Consider the following 22,941-nt stretch of genomic DNA (forward strand, 5'->3'; position numbering starts at 1 on the left):
CAACAGACAGCGTTCCAATTCTTCTATACACGTTTCTTTATCAAGATTCTGCCCTATGAATACTAGTTCGTTCTTTCTATCTTCCCATTCTGGATGCCATCGATCTAAAAGATCGTTCCTAATATCCGCATATCCTGGATATTCATAACGCGTCTCTTCGGGCATACTACTCCACCAGGATCCAGCACTTTCTAGGCGGAGACTTCCGCCTGCCTGGCTGAAGCTTAGAGCAGTATTAGGGCGAGACGCTATCCAGAAAAGCCCTTTAGCGCGGATAATGCTATGAGGATAGTCGTCGTTAAGATACCGGTGTAATCGTTGCGGATGGAACGGTCTTTGCGAACGGAAAACGAACGACGAAATACCATATTCCTCCGTTTCGGGTGTGTGTTCCATTTCCAGTTCCTTGATCCAACCCGCGGACGACGAAGCTTGGTCAAAATCGAATGAATCTGTACTCATAATGTCTTTGGGGTTCACTTTGCCAAACTGTGTACGTATAATTTTAGCTCCGGGATTTAGTTTGCGGATAGCTGCCTCAAGAATGCCGACGATCTCCAGCGACACTAAGTCTACTTTGTTCAATACGATAACGTTGGCGAATTCAATCTGATCAGTCAACAAGTTGACGATAGTCCGGTTATCTCGCTCGTCGTCTGTTAGCGTCCGATCCAACAATGTGTCAGCACTACCAAAATCACGGAAAAAGTTGAAACAGTCAACGACCGTCACCATTGTATCGATATAGCTGAAGGAAGAAAGGTCTATATTATTGTTTGGATCGACATAACTAAATGTTTGTGCTACAGGAATCGGTTCGGAAATGCCTGTACTTTCAATCAGAAGGTAATCGAATCTGTCTTCCTCTACCAATCTTTCAACTTCGATCATTAGATCTTCTCGAAGTGTACAACATATACAACCGTTGCTCATCTCCACCAATTTCTCATCGGTACGAGATAACACATTCTCACGCTCAACAGATTGAGCATCAATATTTATCTCGCTCATATCATTCACAATAACGGCAACTTTCTGCCCCTGCTTATTATGCAGCACATGGTTTAATAACGACGTCTTCCCGGCTCCTAAAAAGCCGCTTAAAACAGTAACGGGTAATTTTTTCCTCATTGTTATACGTATTAAATTGTTTTTATAGCTTCTTCAGCACTTATTATCTGCAGGAACCACCCCTTAATATGTTTTAAATGTTGGTAACTATACAGATTAATGAACCGCTGCGTTTCCGCAAGACTCTCATTCTCATAAACGGCCAAACGCGCTCTAGCGAATTCCAGCGTCAACGGAATACCGCACTTCTGTTCGATACAGATCTTCCAATCGTCAAAATTTTGTGGAATAACGTTCATAACTATCTCATTTGGACCAAAAATAAAAAATATAATACATTAATGCAGCAAAGTTGCATTAATGTATTATATTTACCTTTAAATCAGACAGATTGAAAAATGTTAAGATATCTAATCCACTTTTTTATATTGGTTACCGTGCACACATGTTCATACGAAGCCACCGCGCAACAGCGCGCCACAGAAACTCAGCACCTCCAAGATCATAAACCCCTGACGGGAAAGATATGGGAAACGTTTGATCTATTGATGTACAAAGTGACTAAGACAAATAACGAAACGATATACACTCCGTATTTCCCACCGAAACTTTCAGCACTGGATGGTAAGACTGTAGAAGTTCAAGGATATATGATACCAATTAAATCCGGATTTAGGCATAACACCTTTATGCTGTCCGTGCTTCCTATTCAGCAATGTATGTTCTGTGGTCAGAATGGGATTCCAGCGATGATCGAGGTCACTCTTTCAAATGGCAAAAAGGAGAAAATATCTGAGCATCCCGTTACTATAAAAGGTAAAACGGTATTAAACCGACAAGAAAAAAATCGCCTTGAAATATGGATTACAGATGCAGCTCTGGTGAATCATGCAGGATAGGATGTTTTAACAATGCACTGGACTATCTCGGGCAGGAGACAATAAACGTCAATTTAAAATTCGGCCGTGCGTCGCAAAAGAGCGAATCTAGGCTGCGAAAATAAAGATAGAATTTCGTAGGCCCCTATACCTGAAAGTTATGACGATTGGCTAGTATGGTAACAGAGAAAAATTGTCTAGAAAATTTATTTTCTAAACAATTGTTAATAAATTTATGAAGAGTTATAAAATTCTGGGTGCAGAGTTTTTCGAAGCTTACGATTATTTGTTGAAAATATTTTGATTCAGAAGTTCACGATATTGCTCCGTTCCGAATGTCGAAAAGTGGTCGGCATCGTACATATATGTTTCGATTAAGGATGATTTTTTCACATTTGAATCGAGATAGACGTCTATATATTTACTTGAAATAGAAGATTCTGCTAGAAACTTGTTTGCGTTGTTGCGATATCGCGCAAGGTATTTATCTTGAGAAATATTAAACTTCCTTTTCATCATCGAAACTACAGGATACTCGATGAGATAACTTTCGGTCTGGCCGATATAAACGGTTGGAATATCGTATCCTTCAAAGTAATCTTCAATCTGATCAAAATAACGTATCAATTGTTCTTTTGAATAGGCGGAAAAATCAGCAGAAATAATAACCTTGTCGATTTTTGTGTGGTACTTTGGGAGAAAGCTCAAATAAACGTAGTTCATTAGCTCCGTAGGCCCTAGGTAAATTGACTTAACACCAGGAACAGGAAAGGTGTCATCACCCGTCGCTTGTAACAAATTCACGTTATTCTGCTCGGCAAGACTACGCAGCGTATAGGAAAACATCCCTGCATGGCAGTCTCCGAGGAGTAGATAATTTTCTTTCCCCTCGACAAACATATGAAGCCTAGTCGTGTCAAACGATGCGAAACCATTTTTGGAGAGCAGATGTCCTTCATCAAAACTAAACTGCCCAGCCGCAGACTCTCGCGGATAGGTATACCAATAACTAGCCAAAGCAGCTTCTTCTGAATTCCAGAGGAGCTTCTCTGCCGGGATCTGTCTACCTAAAAATGTAACAACAATGGTTACCCCTGTTAAATAAAGAACGTACTGTGCCTTTCGAAAAATTTGGGCTTGTTCAATCAATTTAAAGGAAACGGCACCCAGCAAAAATGACAACAGAAATGCAACCACCTTCCATTCTGGCGTCTGGTTTAACGCAAAGTACGACCCCAACACAATAAGCGGCCAGTGCCAAAGATACCATGAATACGATATGTCCGCTACGAAACGAACAACCCAAGAATGGTACAATTTAAAATCACTTTGTAGCACTAGTATCCCTGCTGTCAAAACAACGGGCAATAAGGTTATTGCAGATGGCCAGCTGTCTGAAAAGCGTGAAAAAACGCCGGTTATAAAACACCCTAGCAGCAGTAAAAATACGATCGAAATTAGATTCCTTCCATCCTTTTTAATCAATTTACGCACTTGCTCTTGGTGAATGAAAACGATTCCACCTAATAACAATTCCCACGCACGAGTAGGGAACATATAAAAAGCGAAAGAAGTATCGATTCTAGAAAAATAGATCATCGTCGCAAAAGAAGTTGTGGCGAGTATATATAGACTAATTCCGATGCTTTTCCTCGTTCGTAACCCTATCCGAGATAGAGAAATTAAGATTAGCGGGTATAGCGCATAGAATTGCAACTCGACGGATAATGACCAGGTATGCAGTAGAAAATTAAGTCTTGAATCCGCTTGAAAATAACCAGAATTGAGATAATAGTAGATATTCGAGACGAAAATACTGCTTGAAAATGCAAAACGGCTATAGTCGTATAACTTAATTCCTACTAGAAAATATACGACGAGCAAGAAGATTAAAATTAACGCCATCAGCGCCGGGAAAATACGTCGTAACCGCCGAAAGTAAAACTCCTTCAAGCTAAAGCTACCCGCTTCTACTTTATGGAGAATAATGCTTGTCATGAGGTAGCCTGAGAGTACAAAAAAAATGTCGACTCCAACATAGCCCTCATTAAAATAAGGAACTCGTAAATGATACAACACCACCGCTATAACGGCGAGTGCTCGTAAAAACGCTATATCAAAACGAAATTCGCTATTTGCAATCATATGGTTAATAATAGTGCTGAAACAAGTATACGAATTTTAAGGAAGAAACTAAGTTAAATATTGATCCTTAGAATTTCTTAGAAAGCAAGCTGCCCGTCTTTCAATTATATTGAAAGACGGGCAGCAGATGCAGACTTCGTCTGGTCGAGAATAAAGACTCGGGGTCTATAATATGTTCAGATCCACTAGTAATTCAAAGACAACCCAACGCCTAAACCCATGTCGCTATCGTAGTGTGTCCGAATGCCCATGTTTTTGTTAAGAATATAACGTAGATCGGCCATGTATTCCATATCGGTATTCAACATAAACCCTGCTCTTAATCTTCTTGAAACCGGTATATCCTCGCGCATTAAAGAGAGCCGTACAATTCCGTCATGGTATACCTCCGCTTGAAAGTTAACCAACATTGGCAAGGTGTACATAAATCCTAAGCTAAAAGCCTGCCGTGTGTCCTTCTCATTCCTCTGCCCGAATAAATTCTTTTCATGCTCATCAGTTCCCATTTTACGATATCGCCAGTCAAAACCCACGAATGGCATAAACCACTGCATTTTGCCGATATATCGTCCTAGATGTGTTTCCACTTCGTAACCGTGCATATCACTGTATCCCAACCGCCATTCGGTTCCTATTGACCATCTTGCGTTTTGAAACATTGCTTCTCCGTCGTTACCATTGGTGGCAAAATCGTTCTGCACCATGAAATGTGGCATATTACTTTCCATCTGCAACATTTTATAAGCTTTCATTTTATCAGGTAGGTGTGGATTTTGGTAGTCATCGACCGCAAAAACTCTGTTCATTCCAGCCATCATATGATAAAGGATATGACAATGGAAAAACCAGTCTCCTTCTTGATCCGCTAAAAACTCAATGGTATCCGTTTCCATTGGCATGATGTCCAACACATTTTTCAGTGGAGACCTATCTCCTTTCCCATTAATTACTCTAAAGTCAAAACCATGCAGATGCATCGGATGACGCATCATGGAATTATTGTAAATAGTAATCCGCAGCACCTCGCCTTTTTTTACAGGGATTTTGTCTGTTTCCGAAAGAATTTTGTTGTCCATGCTCCACACGTAACGGTTCATGTTTCCAGTGAGGGTAAACTTTAGTGCCTTCACCGGTGCATCTTCCGGTAAAGTTGTGTTGTAAGGAGATTTGAGCATGGCATAGTTTAGTGTCTTGATCTCTGCTGATGCTGCCGCATGTTGATGGTTGCCATCGTTAGCCCTCCCATGCTGGTCGTGGCCGGAAGCCTTCTTCGTCTCGCCGGAGATTTCGGGATACATAACGGTATTCATATCCATTTGATTTAGACTCATTTTCATCCCCATATCATTCAGATCTCCATTCATCTTCATCATGTCATTCATCATTTTCATCCCTTCAAAATATTTTAATTTAGGAAGAGGTGATATTAATTGCTTGATGCCATTCCCAACGAAGTAACTCGCCGATTGCGTCCGATCCTCAGTAGTTGCTAAAAATTCATACGCTACACCTTCTTCAGGAATTGTCACTACGATATCGTAGGTTTCCGATACCGCGATTATTAACCTATCGACGTCAACCGGCTCTACGTCGTTACCGTCACTTGCCACCACCGTTATTTTTCCACCGGCATACCGCAGCCAAAAATAGGATGATGCTCCACCATTCGAGATGCGAAGGCGGACCTTATCCCCTGCCTTTAATAATTTTCCATCAACCTCTTTCAGGTCGGTGGTATGATTCCCGTTGATTAATATCTTGTCGTAGTACACGTCGCTTACATCCATTGCCAACATCCGCTTCCATTCGTTGGTCAGCTTAGTTTTAAAATGTCCCTCTCCGATGGCTTCGGCATAGGACTGCGTTGCTTTCTTTTTTATCGCGGCCCAGTCGTTAGCATTATGCAGCATCCGGTTAATGTTATCGGGATTAAGATTTGTCCATTCACTTAATATGATAGGTACAGTCGGTAAATCATCTATACCTTTGCGAAAGGTTTTATCATCTTTGCGCTTTTTCATTATAAAGCTACCGTACATTCCAATCTGTTCTTGGAACCCAGAATGCGAGTGATACCAATGCGTTCCATTTTGGATAATCGGGAAACGATAAGTATAGCTCGTACCTGCCTTAATAGGCTTTTGAGTAAGCCAGGGGACACCATCTTCTTTATTTGGTAAAAAAATACCATGCCAGTGCAACGATGTGCTTTCTTTTAACCTGTTATGTACTATAATTTCGGCCGTATCACCTTCTGTAAAAGTGAGGGTTGGCATGGGTATTTGGCCATTCACCGCAATGGCTCTTTTATCTTTACCTGCATAGTTTACAACGGTGTCAGTAACAAACAGTTCGTATCGCACCACTTGCTGTGCAAATAGAAATTGCGAGAATAGCAGAATAAAAGCTATCAACGGCAAACGTATCGTAATATTTTTAAATATGTTCATTTCATGTTATTATTTTTTAGCAGACATTAACCATGTTGGTCGTGTTAATGAATACTAGTATGAGCGTATAACAAATAAGATAGATTGTTATGGATTATCACAACAGCAGTAATTGCAAACTGTTTTGCAAAGCCAAAAAAAAGAATTCTTGACCATTATCCACTATTTGCAAAAGCACATGCCGTTCTGTTTACCGCATGTGCTTTTCAAAACGAACTTGTCTTACTTGTTGGTAATTGTCTCCTGAACGCTCCCGCACGTTAGCATCTTAGACCCGTAGTACGGATTTTTTATCGCCTTTTCTCTACTCAACCAATTAGCTCCTTTTCCATCGTTATACATCGGGCAATGTTGATAATAGAGGAGGTCCCCTTGTTTTGAAACCTTCGCGAGCTTATACATATCTTTTGACAGCAAAGCGAAATTCTCCCGCTGCTTTTCCAAGTCTTTAACCTGAGCAATTTTTTGTCCATTTGCTTCCAAATCTTTAAAAACATCCATCCATACGTCGTGTTCTTCAGAAGAAAGCTTCGCCATATCCACAGCTTTAATTGCTTCTATCAGTTTAGCCGATGATGTGCTTACGTCACTTTTTACAAGAGCATCTTTAACGAGAAAATAGTTGTCGAAAACCACCTTTAATTGTGATACGCTATTGGCTTCCACATTAGTCGACTCAGCCGTTTCGTTGTGGCTATGATTGCTATGTTCGCTGCTGTTTTGTGTTGCATCGTTATGGGACGTAGATACTGGCTTCAACAGTCTTTCGTACTGGCAACACTCCGGTAGTTTAGCATAAACGTCATCCGGTGCTAAGAAGTTTTCGCTGTCATAACCCGCTAAAGCAATTCGTTTGAGTATTTCGTCCCGATTTGTTTTTTTGCTATCGAAATTGAGGGTGGCAATTTTTGTGTTTTTATTCCACGTTACCGTGGATATATTATTCAACGTGCCTGCTTTTTCAATTGTAGCTTTACACATTCCACAGTTCCCGTATATTTCAACAGTTTCTGTTTTAGCATTTTTAATTTGTGCGTAGCTACTAAAAGTATATAGTAATACAGCGATTACCATCGATATCTTTGATATTAATTTCATTTTGAAAATTTTAATTCTATAAAAAATAAGAGGATTTCGAAATCGTTAATTGGATTTCGACAAGGCGCACTTATGGCTTAAAAGCCATTCATTTAGCTTATTTTAGGGGGCAGCCAAATGGAAATAAATCCCGACGAATAGTTCGCTTGGCTAGAACCAAATTTTTGCTTTTTAATCGCTGAAATAGGATTTGCGTTGCTTAAATCGATTGGGATCGAAAAGTTAAGTGAAGATGTAGAGGTGCTGCACCTACAGGAACTATGCTTACATTTCGTGTCACAGTCATTATGTTCCTGGCTATCGCTACTAGAGGATTTCGTTTCGCAGCAGTCTTCATTTTCTGTCATTGGAAATTGTTCTTTTAAGCTGTTGCTGTGTTCCATCTTATCGATTTCCTTTTCACAAGCAGAACCTATACTCGGCGTAAGTAAAACCCAGACGCCCAGCAAAATGATCAAACAGATATGTTTACTCAAACTTTCCAATACTACAAAACTATGAATAATATTTGTTTTAAGAATAATATATCAGCACAACTTCAATCAAAAAATAAAATTGAACGATATATCACCAAAACAACTGGTCAGTATTAAAGCATATTAACACACGTCTGTGAACAGTTCTGTCGTACATGGAGATAAGTGCTGATTGTAATTTATCCTTAAGTTCTCAAAGTGAAGAAAATGGTTCTATTGCCAGAAGTTTTGACGATTCACTTGTAGGCTTGAATAGAGACTTTGTAAGTTATATATAAAGATAATTTTAAAGAGCTATAAAATACGGCGGCTTTTGATATCACTACGAATGCACCCCTATGCATGTTGTGCTATTTCTATTAAACCGTGTTCGCTTATTTATATACTACAAACGACGGGAGCCTCTGCGAGGTTTTTCAGATTTCCATTTTATTACCCATTTGTATCAAGTGAAACTAGTAAAAGAAATAACTAGTTGACTTCATTCTGCTTTCTTCCGGTATCGTAGCATGCCGCTTTCAACATCTAAAGACCATGGATAGACCGCATTGGCGGAAAAGGTATTGATCGTCCTTATAAAATCCCCTTCTGCCTTCAGAATTACGTATTTGCGGTTCTCTACTTTCGATCCTTTTTTTCCCCCTTCTACTGGATTGAGTTCACGTAGAGTGGCGAGATATAGATCTTGTGCTCTTTTGCCAAAAGGCCTAATTTCTGAATAAAGCCCTAGGGGAATAATTTTTTTCCCCTTAGGACTAATTAAAGTGAATTGCTCTTTAATACCTTTTTCATCTTCCGCTTCTTGAGTAGCTAGCATATGACCCGTTTCTAAAACTTCGATCTTTCGATATATCGGCGGAACCAGCTGTTTTCCTTCCCAATTGATAAGACTATATGTTTTAGCATCTACCCCCACATCGCTCACGTGACCCGAAGGTGCCTTTTTTTTAGTATGAAGATATAAAAACCCGATAGACGTGAGGCGTGTAAGTAACTTCTTTCCCTCATCGTCCGCTTGCCCACAGGGAATTGTAATCTCCCCACTCAGGCTGTATTGATTGATTTTGTTAGCATTATTGTCGATCTGGAGAACAACGAAAATATCGAAAATTCCTTCCTTTCGGTTTCTGTATCTACCTCCGTAATGATTCGTTAATAAAGAGACATCTTCTCGCGATGGATTGTGAATCACCCCGTTTACAAATTGTAGATCTGCATATTGCGCTTGAATTAATATTTTATTCCCCTTTTTTAATCCGGTTTTCTCGTTTTGTTTATACAATTTATATCCCAATTCCTTCAGATAGGACTGCACTTGAGCTTCGGACATCCTTTGGTAACTCGCCGCCGTATCATACGCTTTTTTCGGCGTTACCGATTCTGGAAGAACAGGTCGCGCCAGCAAACTGTCTATGCCTTCTCTGGTTTTGCCCACGCTCCTATTTCCCTTTTCATCTAGGAATGCATCGACATGCAGAAGCTGCTCGTGTTGAAAACCATCTGAATAATTGGTGGAAAAACGAGAAGCCAGCTTGTTAAAATGTAAGTCATAAATATCCTGACGGCCTTTTTCCGGAGAAAACTGGAAGGCATTTTCTTTAAATTGCTCATAAAAAGTCCCCTTAGAACTATCGATCTCTTGAAACACCGTGTAAAATGGAATATTCTTGTAAAATCTCCGTCCGGTTGTGATATTTGGCTCTAAGGTAATGATATATGTATATCGGTGGTGGATAATTTCTCTCCCACTAGAATCAATTATTCCTTGAAAAAAAGTACTGTCTCGGGAAATATAATATTGTTCGCCACCTAGTTCATAAGGCATGAGATCATAATAAACTGGAGGAATCACAAACGAACCGCATTTATTTATCACACCATAAAACTCTCCCTGCCGTACGATGGAACGTCCTTGCCTAAAACTTCGTGCTCCATCATAGCCAAATGGGATAACTACATTATTATTAGCATCAATAAAACCCCATTTCGACTGATTTTTTACTGCCGCGAGCCCTTCTGAGAAGCTATTAGCATCGAAATATACGGGTGCAATATTTTTGGACGTATCTTCGATATTAATAAAACCGGATCTATTTGTTGTACTCTTGTCAAAAGCGGTTAATATTTCCTGCGCACTTAACGATATAGAAGCAATAAACAGGGTTACAACGACCAAGATGTATTTGCGTACTTGTTGTATCATTACATTTTTTAATTAATACCTTATTCGCCGTATTTCCCGCAGAGTGTCCCGATCGTTAGAAGATTTTTTAAACACTCGATATTTTTCCGGCGTACCTTTAAAAGGTTCCAACGTGAAGGAAAACGGCCGATCGCCAGCAAAATACCACTATTTCCGTGGAGCTGACCATCGTCAGAGACCAGGTTATCTTTTAGAAGACATGATCGAAAAGTATCGGTCCTCCTGAAAAGTAACTCCATAATCCTTCAAATCGTTCTCTTTGGTGTATTTTAAATGAATTTTAGCATTCAGCAGTACTGTCACTGTATAGTTCACAAGATTTTAGCGAATAATGAGCGAGCTCGGGGCTCCACGAAGCATCGCCCTCGGATACTTTGCTCAATAAAGTTTCTTTTTCTAAACTGTACTGCCGAGTCTCGATTATAGCAAACATGCATGCCTGTCGAATAGAGATGGTTTTCATTGACGGGTCGATAGTTACCGTCGCTTTGTCTGCCGCTATCCTATTATTTTCAACTCCAAATAATGTACCCAGGACACAGAATATTATCTTTATCTCATCTGTCGTTGTTTGTACCGCTATATTGACTGATCCACTCCGATAGCTGCTCTGGTGTTACGTCTACTTCAATAAAAGATACGCGAATTACACCTTTATTGGTTTTGAGAAATGTATCTCTTACAAAAAAATTTTTTATCCGTGCGGCATACATTTTTGGGTCGCTAACCCAAATTACTAGTTCTCTTTTGTGGATTTGAATATCGGTAATATCCCGCCACGCTATCAAACCGGCACCTTTTGCGATGGGGCTAGTCGTCGCTAATATCCCTTTATTATCAATTCGTATGGCCATCTCATCATTTCGTCGTGGAGCAACTAGCAGTTTAACAAACATTATAATGCCGATAACGCCCAATACGACACCACCCACTACTACCATAAGATAACTGGGGTCAGCAAAAAACCACTGATATGCCGCCACAGTTATGCCTAAAATGGCTAAAAATAGAAAAAACCAGCCGATTTGGCGTTGTTTACTCGGACTAAAATTGAATGCAACTTGATCCATATACATATGATTTGTCTTTTTTACTATCTATTTCTTCTATTCCCGCCCACGACAAGCAGCGTTGCCCCTTGCATCATTGTTTTTTATCCTGGAAGTTGAATTCTTGGAGACCATCTTCGGAAATAAAAATTTTGCTGTATGCTTCGAGCTCCTTCGCTTTTACAATGCTTGCTTGCTGCTCAAAATCAGTACTGTTCATCTGTTCCTTAGGTTTATGGGCCCTGCTGATTTCTACGCTTTTGGCAATATGGTACTTATCGCCTTCAATTTTCGTAATCTTAAACCAACCAAAACCTCCTTCGCTACCTAACACATTACCTTTTTCTTTATAGGTCCTATAATTTCCAAAATAGATATCCCCCTGATTGACTGCGGCCATTTCTACTTGTCTTTCTTCAAAAGCTTTCTTTCTTGCGGGAGCTTGGAGGCCATCATAAGTTATATACCCCAGCACACCAAAAGCCAGTAAAAGAAATAACCAACCTATAATTGTTACTCTAAACTCTCCTTTTTGAGCTGGTAATTTCCCTAGTTCTTGATGGGCAAAAGATTTCATTTCATCCGTCCACTTTCGTCGCGGAACCACGGACCCCTTACCGTGTGTAATATATTGAGAATAGGTGCGTTTATTCCTGGACACAAAAAAGGCCGTCCGAGCTTCTCGCTGAAACAGGTTGAGCACCATAGGACCGTCGTCCGTTGTCGGATGTTTCAAATGGCTCGCATCAAGCTGTTGTACGCTGATATCTTGTATTCTAATCCACATATGTTTTGTTTTAGGTGTTCACATCAATTTAATCACTCATTAATTGATCTGGTCGACTCATTTTCCTTCTACTAAAATGAGCTAGAGTGCCCACCTCTCATAAAAAACGAGTGCTTTCTCAAAAATCAGAAAAAATAGATAGATAATACGATTAACCCTTTAACAAAACATCTACATCATTCCAACCTGTATATACAAAGTATCTACAAACTAGAGTCCTGACGGCTTCGTAAATACTGAAAGCTCAAATTTGTCGGTCCTCGTCTTCGATTGAAGGGTCTCCGGATCCCCGTAATCCAACTCGTGTAAGAGACGATGTTATCGCGGAGTCGGAGCATTCTCTTCGATTAACTTTTTCAGTTTAAGCTCTTCCCAAAAGCCCGCTGGAATATGTGCCTTAAAAGATGCTGCATTTTCCGTTGCCTGCTCCACAGTATGCGCTCCCGGAATTACAGCCGACACAACCTCTGGAGCCGCAGCGAAGCGTAAGGCCGCTGTCCGCACGTCAACACCATGATTATCCGCAACGCGTTGCAATGCAGCCAATTTCTCTTTTACTCCTTCAGGAAAGCCACTTCCATACAGATAACGGTCTTTTCCGGACAAAAAACCACCACATAATGGTGCACCAACGACAATTGACATTCCATGCTCGGCAATCTTAGGAAAAACCTTATTCAAATCATCTTTATGATGTATCAAGGAATATTGGCAAGCAGAAAGAAATATATCCGGATCAGCCACTTCAATTGTTTTAAGAATTGGTTCAACAGTATTCACGCCTAATCCCCACCCCTTTATTAAACCTTCCTCCCGCATCTTAGTTAGTTCCGGCATGGCCCCTTTCGCCGCAACTTCAAAATGTCGAAGCCAGTCGTCCTTCATGTCACCGTTGTCCGGAGAAAGATCATGAATAAAAACGATATCCAACGAACCGATTCCTAGCCGCTGTAAGCTATCTTCCACACTTTTTCTGACACCCTCAGCGGTAAAGTCGTATTCGTAGGAGAAATTTAGCTTCCCTTTCCATAAGCCATCTAATTTAAAGTCATCATGTGGTCGTAAAATCCGACCTATTTTGGTAGAAATCACGTAGTCCTTCCGCTCTTTATCTTCTAAGAACAACCCCATTCGCCGCTCACTGATACCTAACCCATACCATGGCGAAGTATCGTAGTAGCGAACTCCAGCATCCCATGCTGCGGCCATCGCCTCGAGGCATTCAATATCTGGGTTAGCATTGAAGCCGTTACCTAGTGCTACGCCGCCGAAGCCGACTTTACTTGCTGGTCTAAATCGTCGATTTATTTGTGAATGATGAGCTTGCGTCATTATTTTTTCTTTGGTTGTACTTAAATATTCCATACCGAGCGCGGGTATTGCTGTGGTGCTCGCTATACCGGCTGCTACTATGCCCGAGTTCCTTATAAATGTTCTTCTCTGCATCAAACTTGCTATCTATTTAGAAAAAAAATAGTTAATATATCACTTAAAAAACAATCAAAACATCATGTTGTTTTTGCTACTTCGGATATGCGGTCGATACGACTCCTTTAATAACCCTCCTTTAGACTTTATCAAGCTATGACAAACGACATAACAACTACATTTTCGAATCCAACTTTTTCTTGGGAGACATCTAGGGGCATCAGACTTTAAAAAAGATCTTTTTACGGTATAAGAACAGACAAATCAGCCATTCCACTGTAAACACACAAATCGACGAAAGCAACAGTATGGCCTGCTGTCCTAAACCGACAGCGGCAAAAATGGGGCTGACGATCATCAATACATATTCGTTCAACCAATGGGCTCCAACAATAGAAAAAAAGAGATAAATAAATATTGAATTCATTCCGATAACCTGAAAGAAAAGAAGTCCTTTACGGTTCTTACGAACGTCAATCCACCAATAAAGCGCAGCCACTATCAACAAACAATAACCCAGGGAAGCAATAATAAATGAGCTTGTAGCTATCGGTTTTATGATCGGTGTTATTTGCAAAATATCCATTGCGTATCCGACTATTAGGGATGCTATACCTATCGCCACTAAGCCATTAATCGGCCTATTCGCGCTTATAAATAATTTCCCGACCATAACACCAGCCACTGTATGCACAGCTGTTGGCAGCCAATTTATAAAAACATAGGTATTTGCTTTTTGCCCAAATAAAATCCAGTCTACCCAATTTCCAAAATTTCCCATGGCCGTATAGCCGTTATCAAAATCAGGCACACCCCAGAACCGATATAGCAGTTCGGTGATCAATAGAATCCCCACGCAGCAGAGAAGCTGATACCTAGGAGCGAGATTAAACAGCAGAAAAGCAATCAGTGTGGTGAATGCTAATTGGGTCAGGATATCCGTCACATCGAGCATATTCCATGCGAACCAATCGGGACTACTGATTCGTTTAAACACACCCCAAAACAACAACCAACCGCAGCGCCGGAGAACTTTTATCAATCGATCTATCCAAGACACTCCGTTTTCAATTTGTCTGGTTAACGAATAGGCCATCGCTATACCAGCCATAAACATAAAAGCAGGTTGAATAAGATCCCAAAAATGTAGACCGTTCCAGCCGTTATGGAAAAATTGAGAAATAAACACTCTCCCAAAACCGTCGGAATCTGTCGCGCTATAAACGCGGCTATATAATTCGCATGCTTCTAAGGCTAACAAAAACATAATAAGCCCACGCATAAAATCCAGTGACAATAAGCGATTCGACGGTTTAGGGTTGGAGATAGTATGCAAAGCTGTCGGTTTAGAAAGTTTATAACGGGGAGATACCATGTTTAGCTTATCGTACCCCTTATTTCAAAGATACATATCCTGATACCAAAATAAAAACGGAATAAGGAGGCTTTCCACCGTTTTCTTTCCATAAAATTATTATACCTGTTTAAAAATCATTATTTTAGTTATCATTTTGCGATATAAACCTAATCATCAACAAACCTTAAAATGAACATGAAAAGACTAGTCTCAATTTTGTGCTTAATGTATCTCGTCCTTCTGGCAGAGCCCACCTTCTCACAATCCCGAATAACTGACCCTGTCCAAGTGCTGGTCACGCCCAATAAAGCAGATTGGACATATAAACTAGGCGAAAAAGCTAGTTTTACCGTAACGGTACTTGAACACCAAGTTCCGATCAATGGAGCAGAGGTTCGGTACGAAATAGGTTTAGAGAAAATGAAGCCTACGCAACAGGGGACGGTTAAGGCGAGATCAACATCTTTACAGCTAGGCAATGAGGTGGCCCTTAACGAACCTGGATTCTTACGATGCCAAGCTTGGGTGACTATCGATGGCAAAGAGTATAGAGGTATCGCCACCGCCGCCTTTTCTCCAGAAAACATTAAGCCGACACAAACCTTACCCGACGATTTTTGGGATTTCTGGAACACGGCAAAAGCGGACGCTGCAAAAATACCCATGGATGCGAAACTAACCTTTCTGCCCGAACGGAGCAATGAAAAAATAGATGTTTACCAAGTCAATATCCAAAACTATGAACTCGGAGCGCGGTTATATGGAATACTTGCAAAACCAAAAGCAGCAGGAAAATATCCGGCTTTACTACAGGTCCCGGGTGCAGGTATCCGTCCTTATAAGGGTAATACTGCTCTTGCAGAACAAGGAGTTATTACCCTAGAAATCGGAATACATGGAATTCCGGTCACCTACGAGCAGGAGTTGTACAGCAATCTGAGTGGAGGTGCACTAAAGGGCTATAACTACTTCAACCTAGACGATCGTGATAAATACTACTATAAACGAGTTTATCTGGGGTGTATCCGCGCGATCGACTATCTTTTCTCTCTAAAGGAATTCGATGGGACGAATCTGGCTGTTTTTGGGGGTAGTCAAGGAGGCGCACTCTCCATCGTCACCGCGGCTCTGGATAACCGAGTTAAACACTTGGTTTCTCTTTATCCGGCCCTTAGCGATCTGACAGGATATCTCCATGGAAGAGCTGGTGGATGGCCACATATGTTTACCGAGGCAAATTCGAACTATCTAAAAAAAGACGACAAGATTAAGGTGTCAGCTTACTATGACGTAGTGAATTTCGCCCGCTCTGTGAAGGTCCCAGGTTACTACACCTGGGGATACAACGATGAAACGTGTCCACCCACCTCCTATTATTCAGCCTATAATCTTATCCAGGCACCGAAAGAATTATATTTGGTACAAGAAACGGGGCATTGGACTTATCCCCTTCAACACGAAAAAATTAATTCTTGGTTATTAAAACAGTTGAAGGTAAATTAGAAAACGTCAAAAATTTAGCCTTTTATTTAGGGCATCAAAAGACAATGGTGCCCTAAATAAAGTTAATAAATATGGTTTCTCTCTTTATCATTCCCTTTTAATAATTTTCTGTTTAATTCAATTCTTTAATTTTTCAAAAATACTGTGAGGACCCTATCAGGGCTTGCAACCTTCTTGTTCATCATGTAATTTAATTCTTTTTGTACTATTGGAGCCCTCTCATTTTCGATGATGTCTATACATCTTTAAGATGTTGGCTTCCCCCGCCGCGAATGCGATAACCTCCAAAACTCTTTGCACTCATCAGTTGATGTCTTTTTGCAAATCGCGAAGTATTATTTGCCGGATACTCGTTACCTCCTAAACGCTCGAGTACCCATAAAAATACCCATAAATACCCATAAACCTGAATTCCAAAGGCGGCCCCATATTTAACGAAAAAAGTCGATTCTTCCAGCAACAAGACCATACAGACATCAAAGAAAATACATTCAAATGACAGTTTTCCAGGGGTTGAATATGGCCCAATAATCGACTTTGTTACAATCTCGGTTTATGCAAATATTCTACAAAACAAGATAAAAGACGCAACCAATTGTCTTTCAATCTCTAAAAATACAACAAACGTCAATCCGACATTTTTTTACATATTTTAACAGTTTTTCCCGGCAGGATAAAATACCTTGACGCAATGAATACAGTCTTTCATTCTCAAAACAAACATCGTTTAAATTTTATATGAAAAATCGGTTAACTAGAAAATCCAGCATACTCTTGCAAACAGTATGCTTAATCATTGCTATGCTATCTGGGCAGGCCTATGCCCAGAATATTTCTCTTAAAGGAACTGTAAAAGATGCGGTAACTAAAGCGCCAATTATTGGAGCGAGCATTTCCACTCCCGACAAAAGCAAAAGTACAGCTTCCAACGAACAGGGAGAATTTACTTTGTCCATTGACAGCAACGTAAAAACTATCGAAGTGAGTTACATAGGTTATGCGACTAAACCTGTGCCGGTCTCTCGCACTGGTAATTTCGAGATCTTTCTATCTGCCAACGACAATGAGCTGGATGCGGTTGTTGTTACAGCACTGGGCATCAGTAGAGAGCAAAAATCCCTAACATATTCTACCCAACAGCTTAAAGGAGATGAACTCACCCGGTCTAAAGGAACCAATCTGATAAACAACATTAACGGAAAAGTTGCCGGAGTAAGCATTACTTCTTCTTCCTCAGGAATTGGCGGATCCGCAAAGGTTGTTTTACGTGGAAATAAATCCGCTTCAGGAAGCAACCAGGTGCTTTATGTTGTAGACGGTGTACCCCTTAATAATAACTCTATCGGTTCCCAACCGGGGAACGTATTCGGGGGGGAACGTGATTCTGGAGACCCAATTGCTTTGATTAATCCAGATGATATTGAAAGCATGTCCGTGCTAAAAGGAGCATCGGCAGCCGCCTTATACGGAAGTCAAGCAGCGAATGGTGTCATTCTAATTACAACAAAGTCCGGAAAAAATGGTCGTACAACTATTGATTTCTCGAGCAGCGCGCAAATCGAAACACCCGCTACATTACCTAAATTCCAAAATAATTATGGTCAAGGAATGGATGGGTCCGAAAACCTCAATTCTGTTAACAGCTGGGGAGAGACGATGGCTGAAACATCAGAAGACCAAACACCCACGTTTTTTAACACCGGAACAAACTTCACAAATTCGCTAAGTCTTTCAAAAGGTAACGAGCAAATGCAGACCTATCTATCTTATGCTAATACGACTGCAAAGGGACTACTACCGGAAAACAAACTAAATAGGCATAACATCAATATCAAGCAAACCGCCAACTTCTTTGATGACCGCTTAAAATTACAAGGAGGAGCTAACTACATTCAACAGAAATTAGAAAATGCACCATTAACTGGTTTTTATTTTAATCCGATCGTCGGATTATATTTAATGCCACGAAGTTTAGATCTATCCAGCTATAAAGAGTTCGAAACGTTCGATCTTGCGACTAATAAATACGCACAAAATTGGCATTCACTGGGCGATAGCGAAACCACGCAACAAAACCCATGGTGGATTCAAAATAGAAACCAGACGACGTCGAACAAAAATAGATTGATCCTAAACGGAAGCGCTCAATTTAAAGTTAATGATTGGCTAAGCCTGCAAGCGCGGGGAAGCATGGACCAGACCCATGAGTTATATGACAGAAAAGTATATGCCGGCACACAGTCTATTATCAGTCAGAAAAACGGAACGTATAATAACTCTAACATTAAGATTACACAAAAATACGCTGACTTCATCGCCAATTTTAACTCGCAAATAACCGACAAAATAAAATTCACAGGTTTAGTTGGTACCAGTGTGACAGACTGGAACACGGAAGGTAATTCCTTTAACACGGGGTCTGAAGGACTAAAAATTGCGAATGTTTTTGTAAATCAAAATACAACTACACCGCTCACGACCACTGAGAGTAATAACCGCAGACAACTACAATCGGTTTTTGGAAGTGCGAATTTTGATTACGATGGGTGGTTATACCTAGATCTTTCCGCTCGGAACGACTGGTCTAGTTCATTAGCATTCACAGACTCTCCGTCCTTTTTCTACCCTTCGGTCGGATTGAGTGCAAATATTCATGAAAAGCTTCATCTACCCGACTTTATCAATTTCATGAAAATACGTGGTTCTTACGCCGAGGTAGGTAATGACCTCCCAGCGTACAAGAGTTATTTACTTAACTCCTTTGGGAATTACGGAAACGTTAACATGAACACACTGACTTCTCTAGCGGCCCTAAAGCCTGAGATTACTCGGTCCATTGAAGCGGGAACAGAGATTAAAATGTTCAACAACAAAGTAGGGGTTGATTTCACTTATTATAAAACCAACACAAGAAATCAATATTTCGAGATAGCTGCCAGCGAAGCTAGCTTATTTGGCACCTATGCGATCAATGCTGGAAACATCCAAAATCAAGGTATCGAATTATTAGTGAATTACGATGCGATCCAAAATGAAGATTTTTCTTGGAATACCGCGTTAAATTATTCAAAGAACAAGAACACGATTATTTCATTAGACGATCGTATTAATGAATTTTCCTTAACGGGAGAAGGTCGTAACAATTATGCTTCCAAATTCAAAGTAGGCGGGTCATTCGGAGATATTTACGGAATTGATTTCCAACGCGATGACCAAGGACGCATTCTACTAAGTGATGAAAATGTACCGTTGAAAGGGTCTGAATATGTGAAGCTTGGAAATGCAAATCCTCAATGGCAAATGGGATGGAGTAACACGTTAAACTACAAAAATATCGGATTATACTTTTTAATCGACGGAAAATTCGATTATGATGTGTTGTCGGTTACAGAAGCGGTGATGGATGGCTATGGAGTTTCCGCTCGGACAGGCCAGGCCCGAGATGCTGGAAAAGTAGCGATCGACGGCGTTAACGCCGCGGGGGAATCGGTATCAGCGGTTGATCCGCAAACTTGGTATACAACCGTTGGAGGGATTGGTCCAGTTACCAGTAACTACATGTATAGTGGTAACGCAGTACGATTACGTGAAGTAGCCCTTTCTTATAATTTCAAGATCAATAGTAAATTCGTTAAAGGTGTAAAAGTCGCAGCAACGGGACGTAATCTTTTCTTTATCTATAAAGATGCTCCGTTTGATCCAGAAACCTCTATGTCGACTGCAAATGGCCTAAGTGGTATCGACATCTTTATGATGCCATCTAGCAGAAGTTATGGTCTGTCGTTAAATGTTAATTTCTAATCCGTTTAATCATGTTAATTAAGAATATTAAAAACACAAAAAAATATATATTGCCTGTAGTGCTTTCTGCAGGGTTTGCGTGCTTATTCAATAGCTGCACAAAGAGTTTTGAAGATTACAACACCAATAATACTGGTGTAACTCCGGAAGATTTGCAAGGCAACAACGAAAATTTAAAACTGTATTTTGCAACAGCTCAACGCGCCATTAAGAATTTTTCGAAGATTGACCCCAATTCCTATCAGGTGCAACAAAACTTAATGGGTGACGTTTACGGCGGATATCTAATGAGCGCCAATCCATTTAACAGCGGGCAGAATAACATGAACTATGCATTGGTTAGTTCGTGGAATACTGAACCGTTTAAAGTCTTATATCTAGACGTACTAAGCCCCATCGACAAGCTCGAAAAAGCAGAAGTAAAAGCCACCTATCCCGCATTATGGGGATCTATCTTAGCGGTAAAGGTTCTAGCTACAAGCCGGGTAACAGATATATATGGACCGATCCCGTATAGTATTGTTGGAAAGAACACAGATACTAATATACCGTACGATTCTCAGGAGGACGTTTATACGCAAATGTTTGCCGAACTTGATGAGGCTGCCCAACTTCTCGAATCGTACGTCGATGGCTCCGCCGTCACCGAAATGCCTTCGAATCTGGATGAAATTGATCTGATTTATAGCGGTTCAGATAATAATGTTCGTTTCTCGAAATGGTTAAAATTCGTAAACTCATTACGGCTAAGACTAGCCATGCGCATCGTAAAAGTGAATCCAACATTGGCTAGGCAAGAAGCGGAAAAAGCCCTTTCAACCGAGCAACTTATTACGAGCAATGCTGATAATGCATCCGTTCGGATTGATCGTGAAAGCGGATTTTACAATGTGCTTGAATTTATTTCTAACAACTGGGGAGATATAAACATCAATGCTTCACTAGAATCCTACCTTTCGGGATATAAAGATCCTCGTATTGGAAAATACCTAGATAAGGCGACAAGCGACAAAATTAGTGGTTATAAAGGTATCCGTATCGGAGCAATCGGATTGGTTAAAGGAACGTATTCGAGTTATTCTACGATTAATTTCAAAGACGGAGCTTCTCCTTCGTTCCAACAGGCTACGGCACCTATCTTAATGACAGCTTCTGAAGTTTCATTTTTAAAGGCTGAAGCAGCGCTACGCGGATGGTCAAATTCAGGCGGGACGACGAAAAGTCATTATGAAAATGGAATTCAGTTGTCGTTCGATCAGTGGGGCGCTAACGGAGCGCAGACCTACATATCAAACAGCACAAACAAACCCAGCGCATACGTAGACCCTAATAACAGCAGGAACAACGCGCCAAGCCCTTCTGCAATAACGGTTAAATGGGATGATGCAGCAACGAATGAACAAAAATTAGAACGTATTATTACCCAAAAATGGCTCGCTTTATTTCCTGAAGGACAGGAGGCTTGGTCAGAGTTCAGACGAACTGGTTATCCAAAATTATTCCCTGTAGCACAAAATAATAGCGGTGGATTGATTGATACCGAAATTCAAATACGCCGAATTCCTTTTAGTCAAAATGAATATAACACCAATAATAGTGAAGTTCAGAAAGCAATTTCTTTATTGGGAGGTCCCGATAACGGAGGGACGAGATTATGGTGGGATGTAGAAAAAGGCAATTTCTAGTCTAACTCGGCCGCAATAATCGGACAGACTTTTTAAGAACAGGGGCTTTGTCAAAGAAATAATTGATAAAGCCCCTTTCTTATATCGTTATCGTCGTTCATTCGAATGCCTCTTTTATCAAGCATTCTTTGGCTCGTCGGATTCCTTATAGCATAAAACAATACAACCATCTAAGGCGCTAAATAATAGCCGACTCGACTTTTTTGAGTTTCGATATAATTTTACTTATTTCTCCATAATTATCGACCCCAACTTACATTTAATTGATGCTTGTCAGCATAACTTTTACCAAGCGTAAAAACTTCATTGAACAAAGCATCTATTTTTCGCATATCATTATTTTGTATCTTTTGTAAGATGGCTTGTTTCTCTTCTTCAGTCCCCTTCGTGTCACAAAGTTTTGCGTAAGAGATATAGTCGATTTTATAGACAGGAAGGACCGTTTCGAACAATTCTACTGTTTTTTCTTTTATAACTTTAGCATCTTCATCCGTCACATTAAGCTCCTTGATATCTCCAATTGCTTTTTCAATAACAACAATTTTAAAATCGACGATTTGCTTGGCTTGGCCGCCATTCCCTCCCCCCGCTGTACTCTCACTATCCAACCTTTTACCAAAAACATCTGGTGCAACATCACTTATTTGATTGGTGTTAAGTAGAACTCTTTCGAAAAATTTATCAGGGCTTGCTGATTGACAAGAAACCCAAAAAAAACCAATTAGGACTAAAATAAATAAACGGATTTTTCTCATTTTTTGAAATATTAGAATAGGCGCAAAGAAACTGAAACCAGTCAACAATAACAAGTCTATATTACGAAAAATGGCGTAATTTTTAATAAATGCTTCTTATAGAAATCTTAGAGATAATATAGACTTGTCCGGCAGATAAATGAGGATTTTGTTTTTCATATTTTGTGCTATTTATTGCCCCAATCTCTTTCCCGCGATAAGTTGCGGAGGTATGCTAACGCCAATTCTGAATCTAGCAAATCTGAAATCTGCTCT

The 22,941-nt window shown here is 40.2% G+C and carries 18 protein-coding genes; 4 read left to right on the forward strand and 14 right to left on the reverse strand.

From position 1 onward, the window contains the following. Positions 1–1,131: GTP-binding protein (locus HP439_RS02585; protein ID WP_172388787.1), on the reverse strand; the 1,131-nt coding region annotated here is incomplete at its 3' end. A gap of 11 nt (positions 1,132–1,142) precedes the next feature. Next, complete coding sequence (locus HP439_RS02590; protein WP_172388788.1) at positions 1,143–1,370, reverse strand: hypothetical protein; 228 nt, start codon at positions 1,368–1,370, stop codon at positions 1,143–1,145. A 99-nt stretch (positions 1,371–1,469) separates the two neighbouring features. On the opposite strand from HP439_RS02590, the gene HP439_RS02595 reads away from it, so the two are divergent. After that, positions 1,470–1,970 carry a hypothetical protein gene (locus HP439_RS02595; protein WP_172388789.1) on the forward strand — a complete coding sequence of 167 codons (501 nt, stop codon included), beginning with the start codon at positions 1,470–1,472 and terminating at the stop codon, positions 1,968–1,970. Positions 1,971–2,231: 261 nt separating this feature from the next. Here the strand turns inward: HP439_RS02595 and HP439_RS02600 are convergent, their stop codons facing one another. The 10 genes from HP439_RS02600 to HP439_RS02645 form a co-directional block, all read right to left on the reverse strand. Further along, positions 2,232–4,094: an acyltransferase family protein gene (locus HP439_RS02600; protein ID WP_172388790.1), complete on the reverse strand. Its 1,863-nt coding sequence runs from the start codon at positions 4,092–4,094 to the stop codon at positions 2,232–2,234. A gap of 185 nt (positions 4,095–4,279) precedes the next feature. Continuing rightward, a complete protein-coding gene (locus HP439_RS02605; RefSeq protein ID WP_172388791.1) occupies positions 4,280–6,544 on the reverse strand; it encodes a multicopper oxidase family protein in 2,265 nt (754 codons plus the stop codon). 222 nt (positions 6,545–6,766) lie between these two features. Further along, on the reverse strand, positions 6,767–7,642 hold the full coding sequence (locus tag HP439_RS02610; RefSeq protein WP_172388792.1) for a DUF3347 domain-containing protein: 876 nt from the start codon (positions 7,640–7,642) through the stop codon (positions 6,767–6,769). A 957-nt stretch (positions 7,643–8,599) separates the two neighbouring features. Then, complete coding sequence (locus tag HP439_RS02615; RefSeq protein WP_172388793.1) at positions 8,600–10,321, reverse strand: WG repeat-containing protein; 1,722 nt, start codon at positions 10,319–10,321, stop codon at positions 8,600–8,602. A 20-nt stretch (positions 10,322–10,341) separates the two neighbouring features. Then, positions 10,342–10,560, reverse strand: a complete 219-nt coding sequence (locus tag HP439_RS02620; RefSeq protein ID WP_172388794.1) for a hypothetical protein — start codon at positions 10,558–10,560, stop codon at positions 10,342–10,344. A gap of 41 nt (positions 10,561–10,601) precedes the next feature. Continuing rightward, positions 10,602–10,784, reverse strand: coding sequence for a hypothetical protein (locus HP439_RS02625; protein ID WP_172388795.1), 183 nt, complete (start codon positions 10,782–10,784; stop codon positions 10,602–10,604). Positions 10,785–10,878: 94 nt separating this feature from the next. After that, positions 10,879–11,391, reverse strand: a complete 513-nt coding sequence (locus HP439_RS02630) for an STM3941 family protein (protein WP_172388796.1) — start codon at positions 11,389–11,391, stop codon at positions 10,879–10,881. A 73-nt stretch (positions 11,392–11,464) separates the two neighbouring features. Beyond that, complete coding sequence (locus HP439_RS02635; RefSeq protein ID WP_172388797.1) at positions 11,465–12,157, reverse strand: hypothetical protein; 693 nt, start codon at positions 12,155–12,157, stop codon at positions 11,465–11,467. Between the two features lie 318 nt (positions 12,158–12,475). Further along, the gene (locus tag HP439_RS02640; protein WP_172388798.1) at positions 12,476–13,603 is read right to left on the reverse strand and encodes an aldo/keto reductase; all 1,128 of its coding nucleotides are present in this window, start codon (positions 13,601–13,603) and stop codon (positions 12,476–12,478) included. Positions 13,604–13,805: 202 nt separating this feature from the next. After that, positions 13,806–14,921 (reverse strand): acyltransferase family protein, encoded by a 1,116-nt coding sequence (locus HP439_RS02645; protein ID WP_216657747.1) that lies wholly within the window; start codon positions 14,919–14,921, stop codon positions 13,806–13,808. 216 nt (positions 14,922–15,137) lie between these two features. Between HP439_RS02645 and HP439_RS02650 the strand changes: the two genes are divergently transcribed. Further along, positions 15,138–16,445: an acetylxylan esterase gene (locus HP439_RS02650; protein WP_172388800.1), complete on the forward strand. Its 1,308-nt coding sequence runs from the start codon at positions 15,138–15,140 to the stop codon at positions 16,443–16,445. Between the two features lie 235 nt (positions 16,446–16,680). Here the strand turns inward: HP439_RS02650 and HP439_RS02655 are convergent, their stop codons facing one another. Next, on the reverse strand, positions 16,681–16,914 hold the full coding sequence (locus HP439_RS02655; RefSeq protein ID WP_172388801.1) for a hypothetical protein: 234 nt from the start codon (positions 16,912–16,914) through the stop codon (positions 16,681–16,683). Positions 16,915–17,183: 269 nt separating this feature from the next. On the opposite strand from HP439_RS02655, the gene HP439_RS02660 reads away from it, so the two are divergent. Both HP439_RS02660 and HP439_RS02665 read left to right on the forward strand, forming a co-directional pair. After that, a complete protein-coding gene (locus HP439_RS02660; protein WP_172388802.1) occupies positions 17,184–20,246 on the forward strand; it encodes a SusC/RagA family TonB-linked outer membrane protein in 3,063 nt (1,020 codons plus the stop codon). Positions 20,247–20,257: 11 nt separating this feature from the next. Continuing rightward, positions 20,258–21,931, forward strand: coding sequence for a RagB/SusD family nutrient uptake outer membrane protein (locus tag HP439_RS02665; RefSeq protein ID WP_172388803.1), 1,674 nt, complete (start codon positions 20,258–20,260; stop codon positions 21,929–21,931). Between the two features lie 239 nt (positions 21,932–22,170). On the opposite strand, the gene HP439_RS02670 is transcribed toward HP439_RS02665, so the two are convergent. Continuing rightward, the gene (locus tag HP439_RS02670) at positions 22,171–22,731 is read right to left on the reverse strand and encodes a hypothetical protein (protein ID WP_172388804.1); all 561 of its coding nucleotides are present in this window, start codon (positions 22,729–22,731) and stop codon (positions 22,171–22,173) included. Positions 22,732–22,941 lie beyond the last annotated feature (210 nt).

Origin of the sequence: Sphingobacterium shayense, assembly GCF_013179575.1 — a bacterium.
In the GTDB taxonomy this organism is placed as follows: domain Bacteria; phylum Bacteroidota; class Bacteroidia; order Sphingobacteriales; family Sphingobacteriaceae; genus Sphingobacterium; species Sphingobacterium shayense.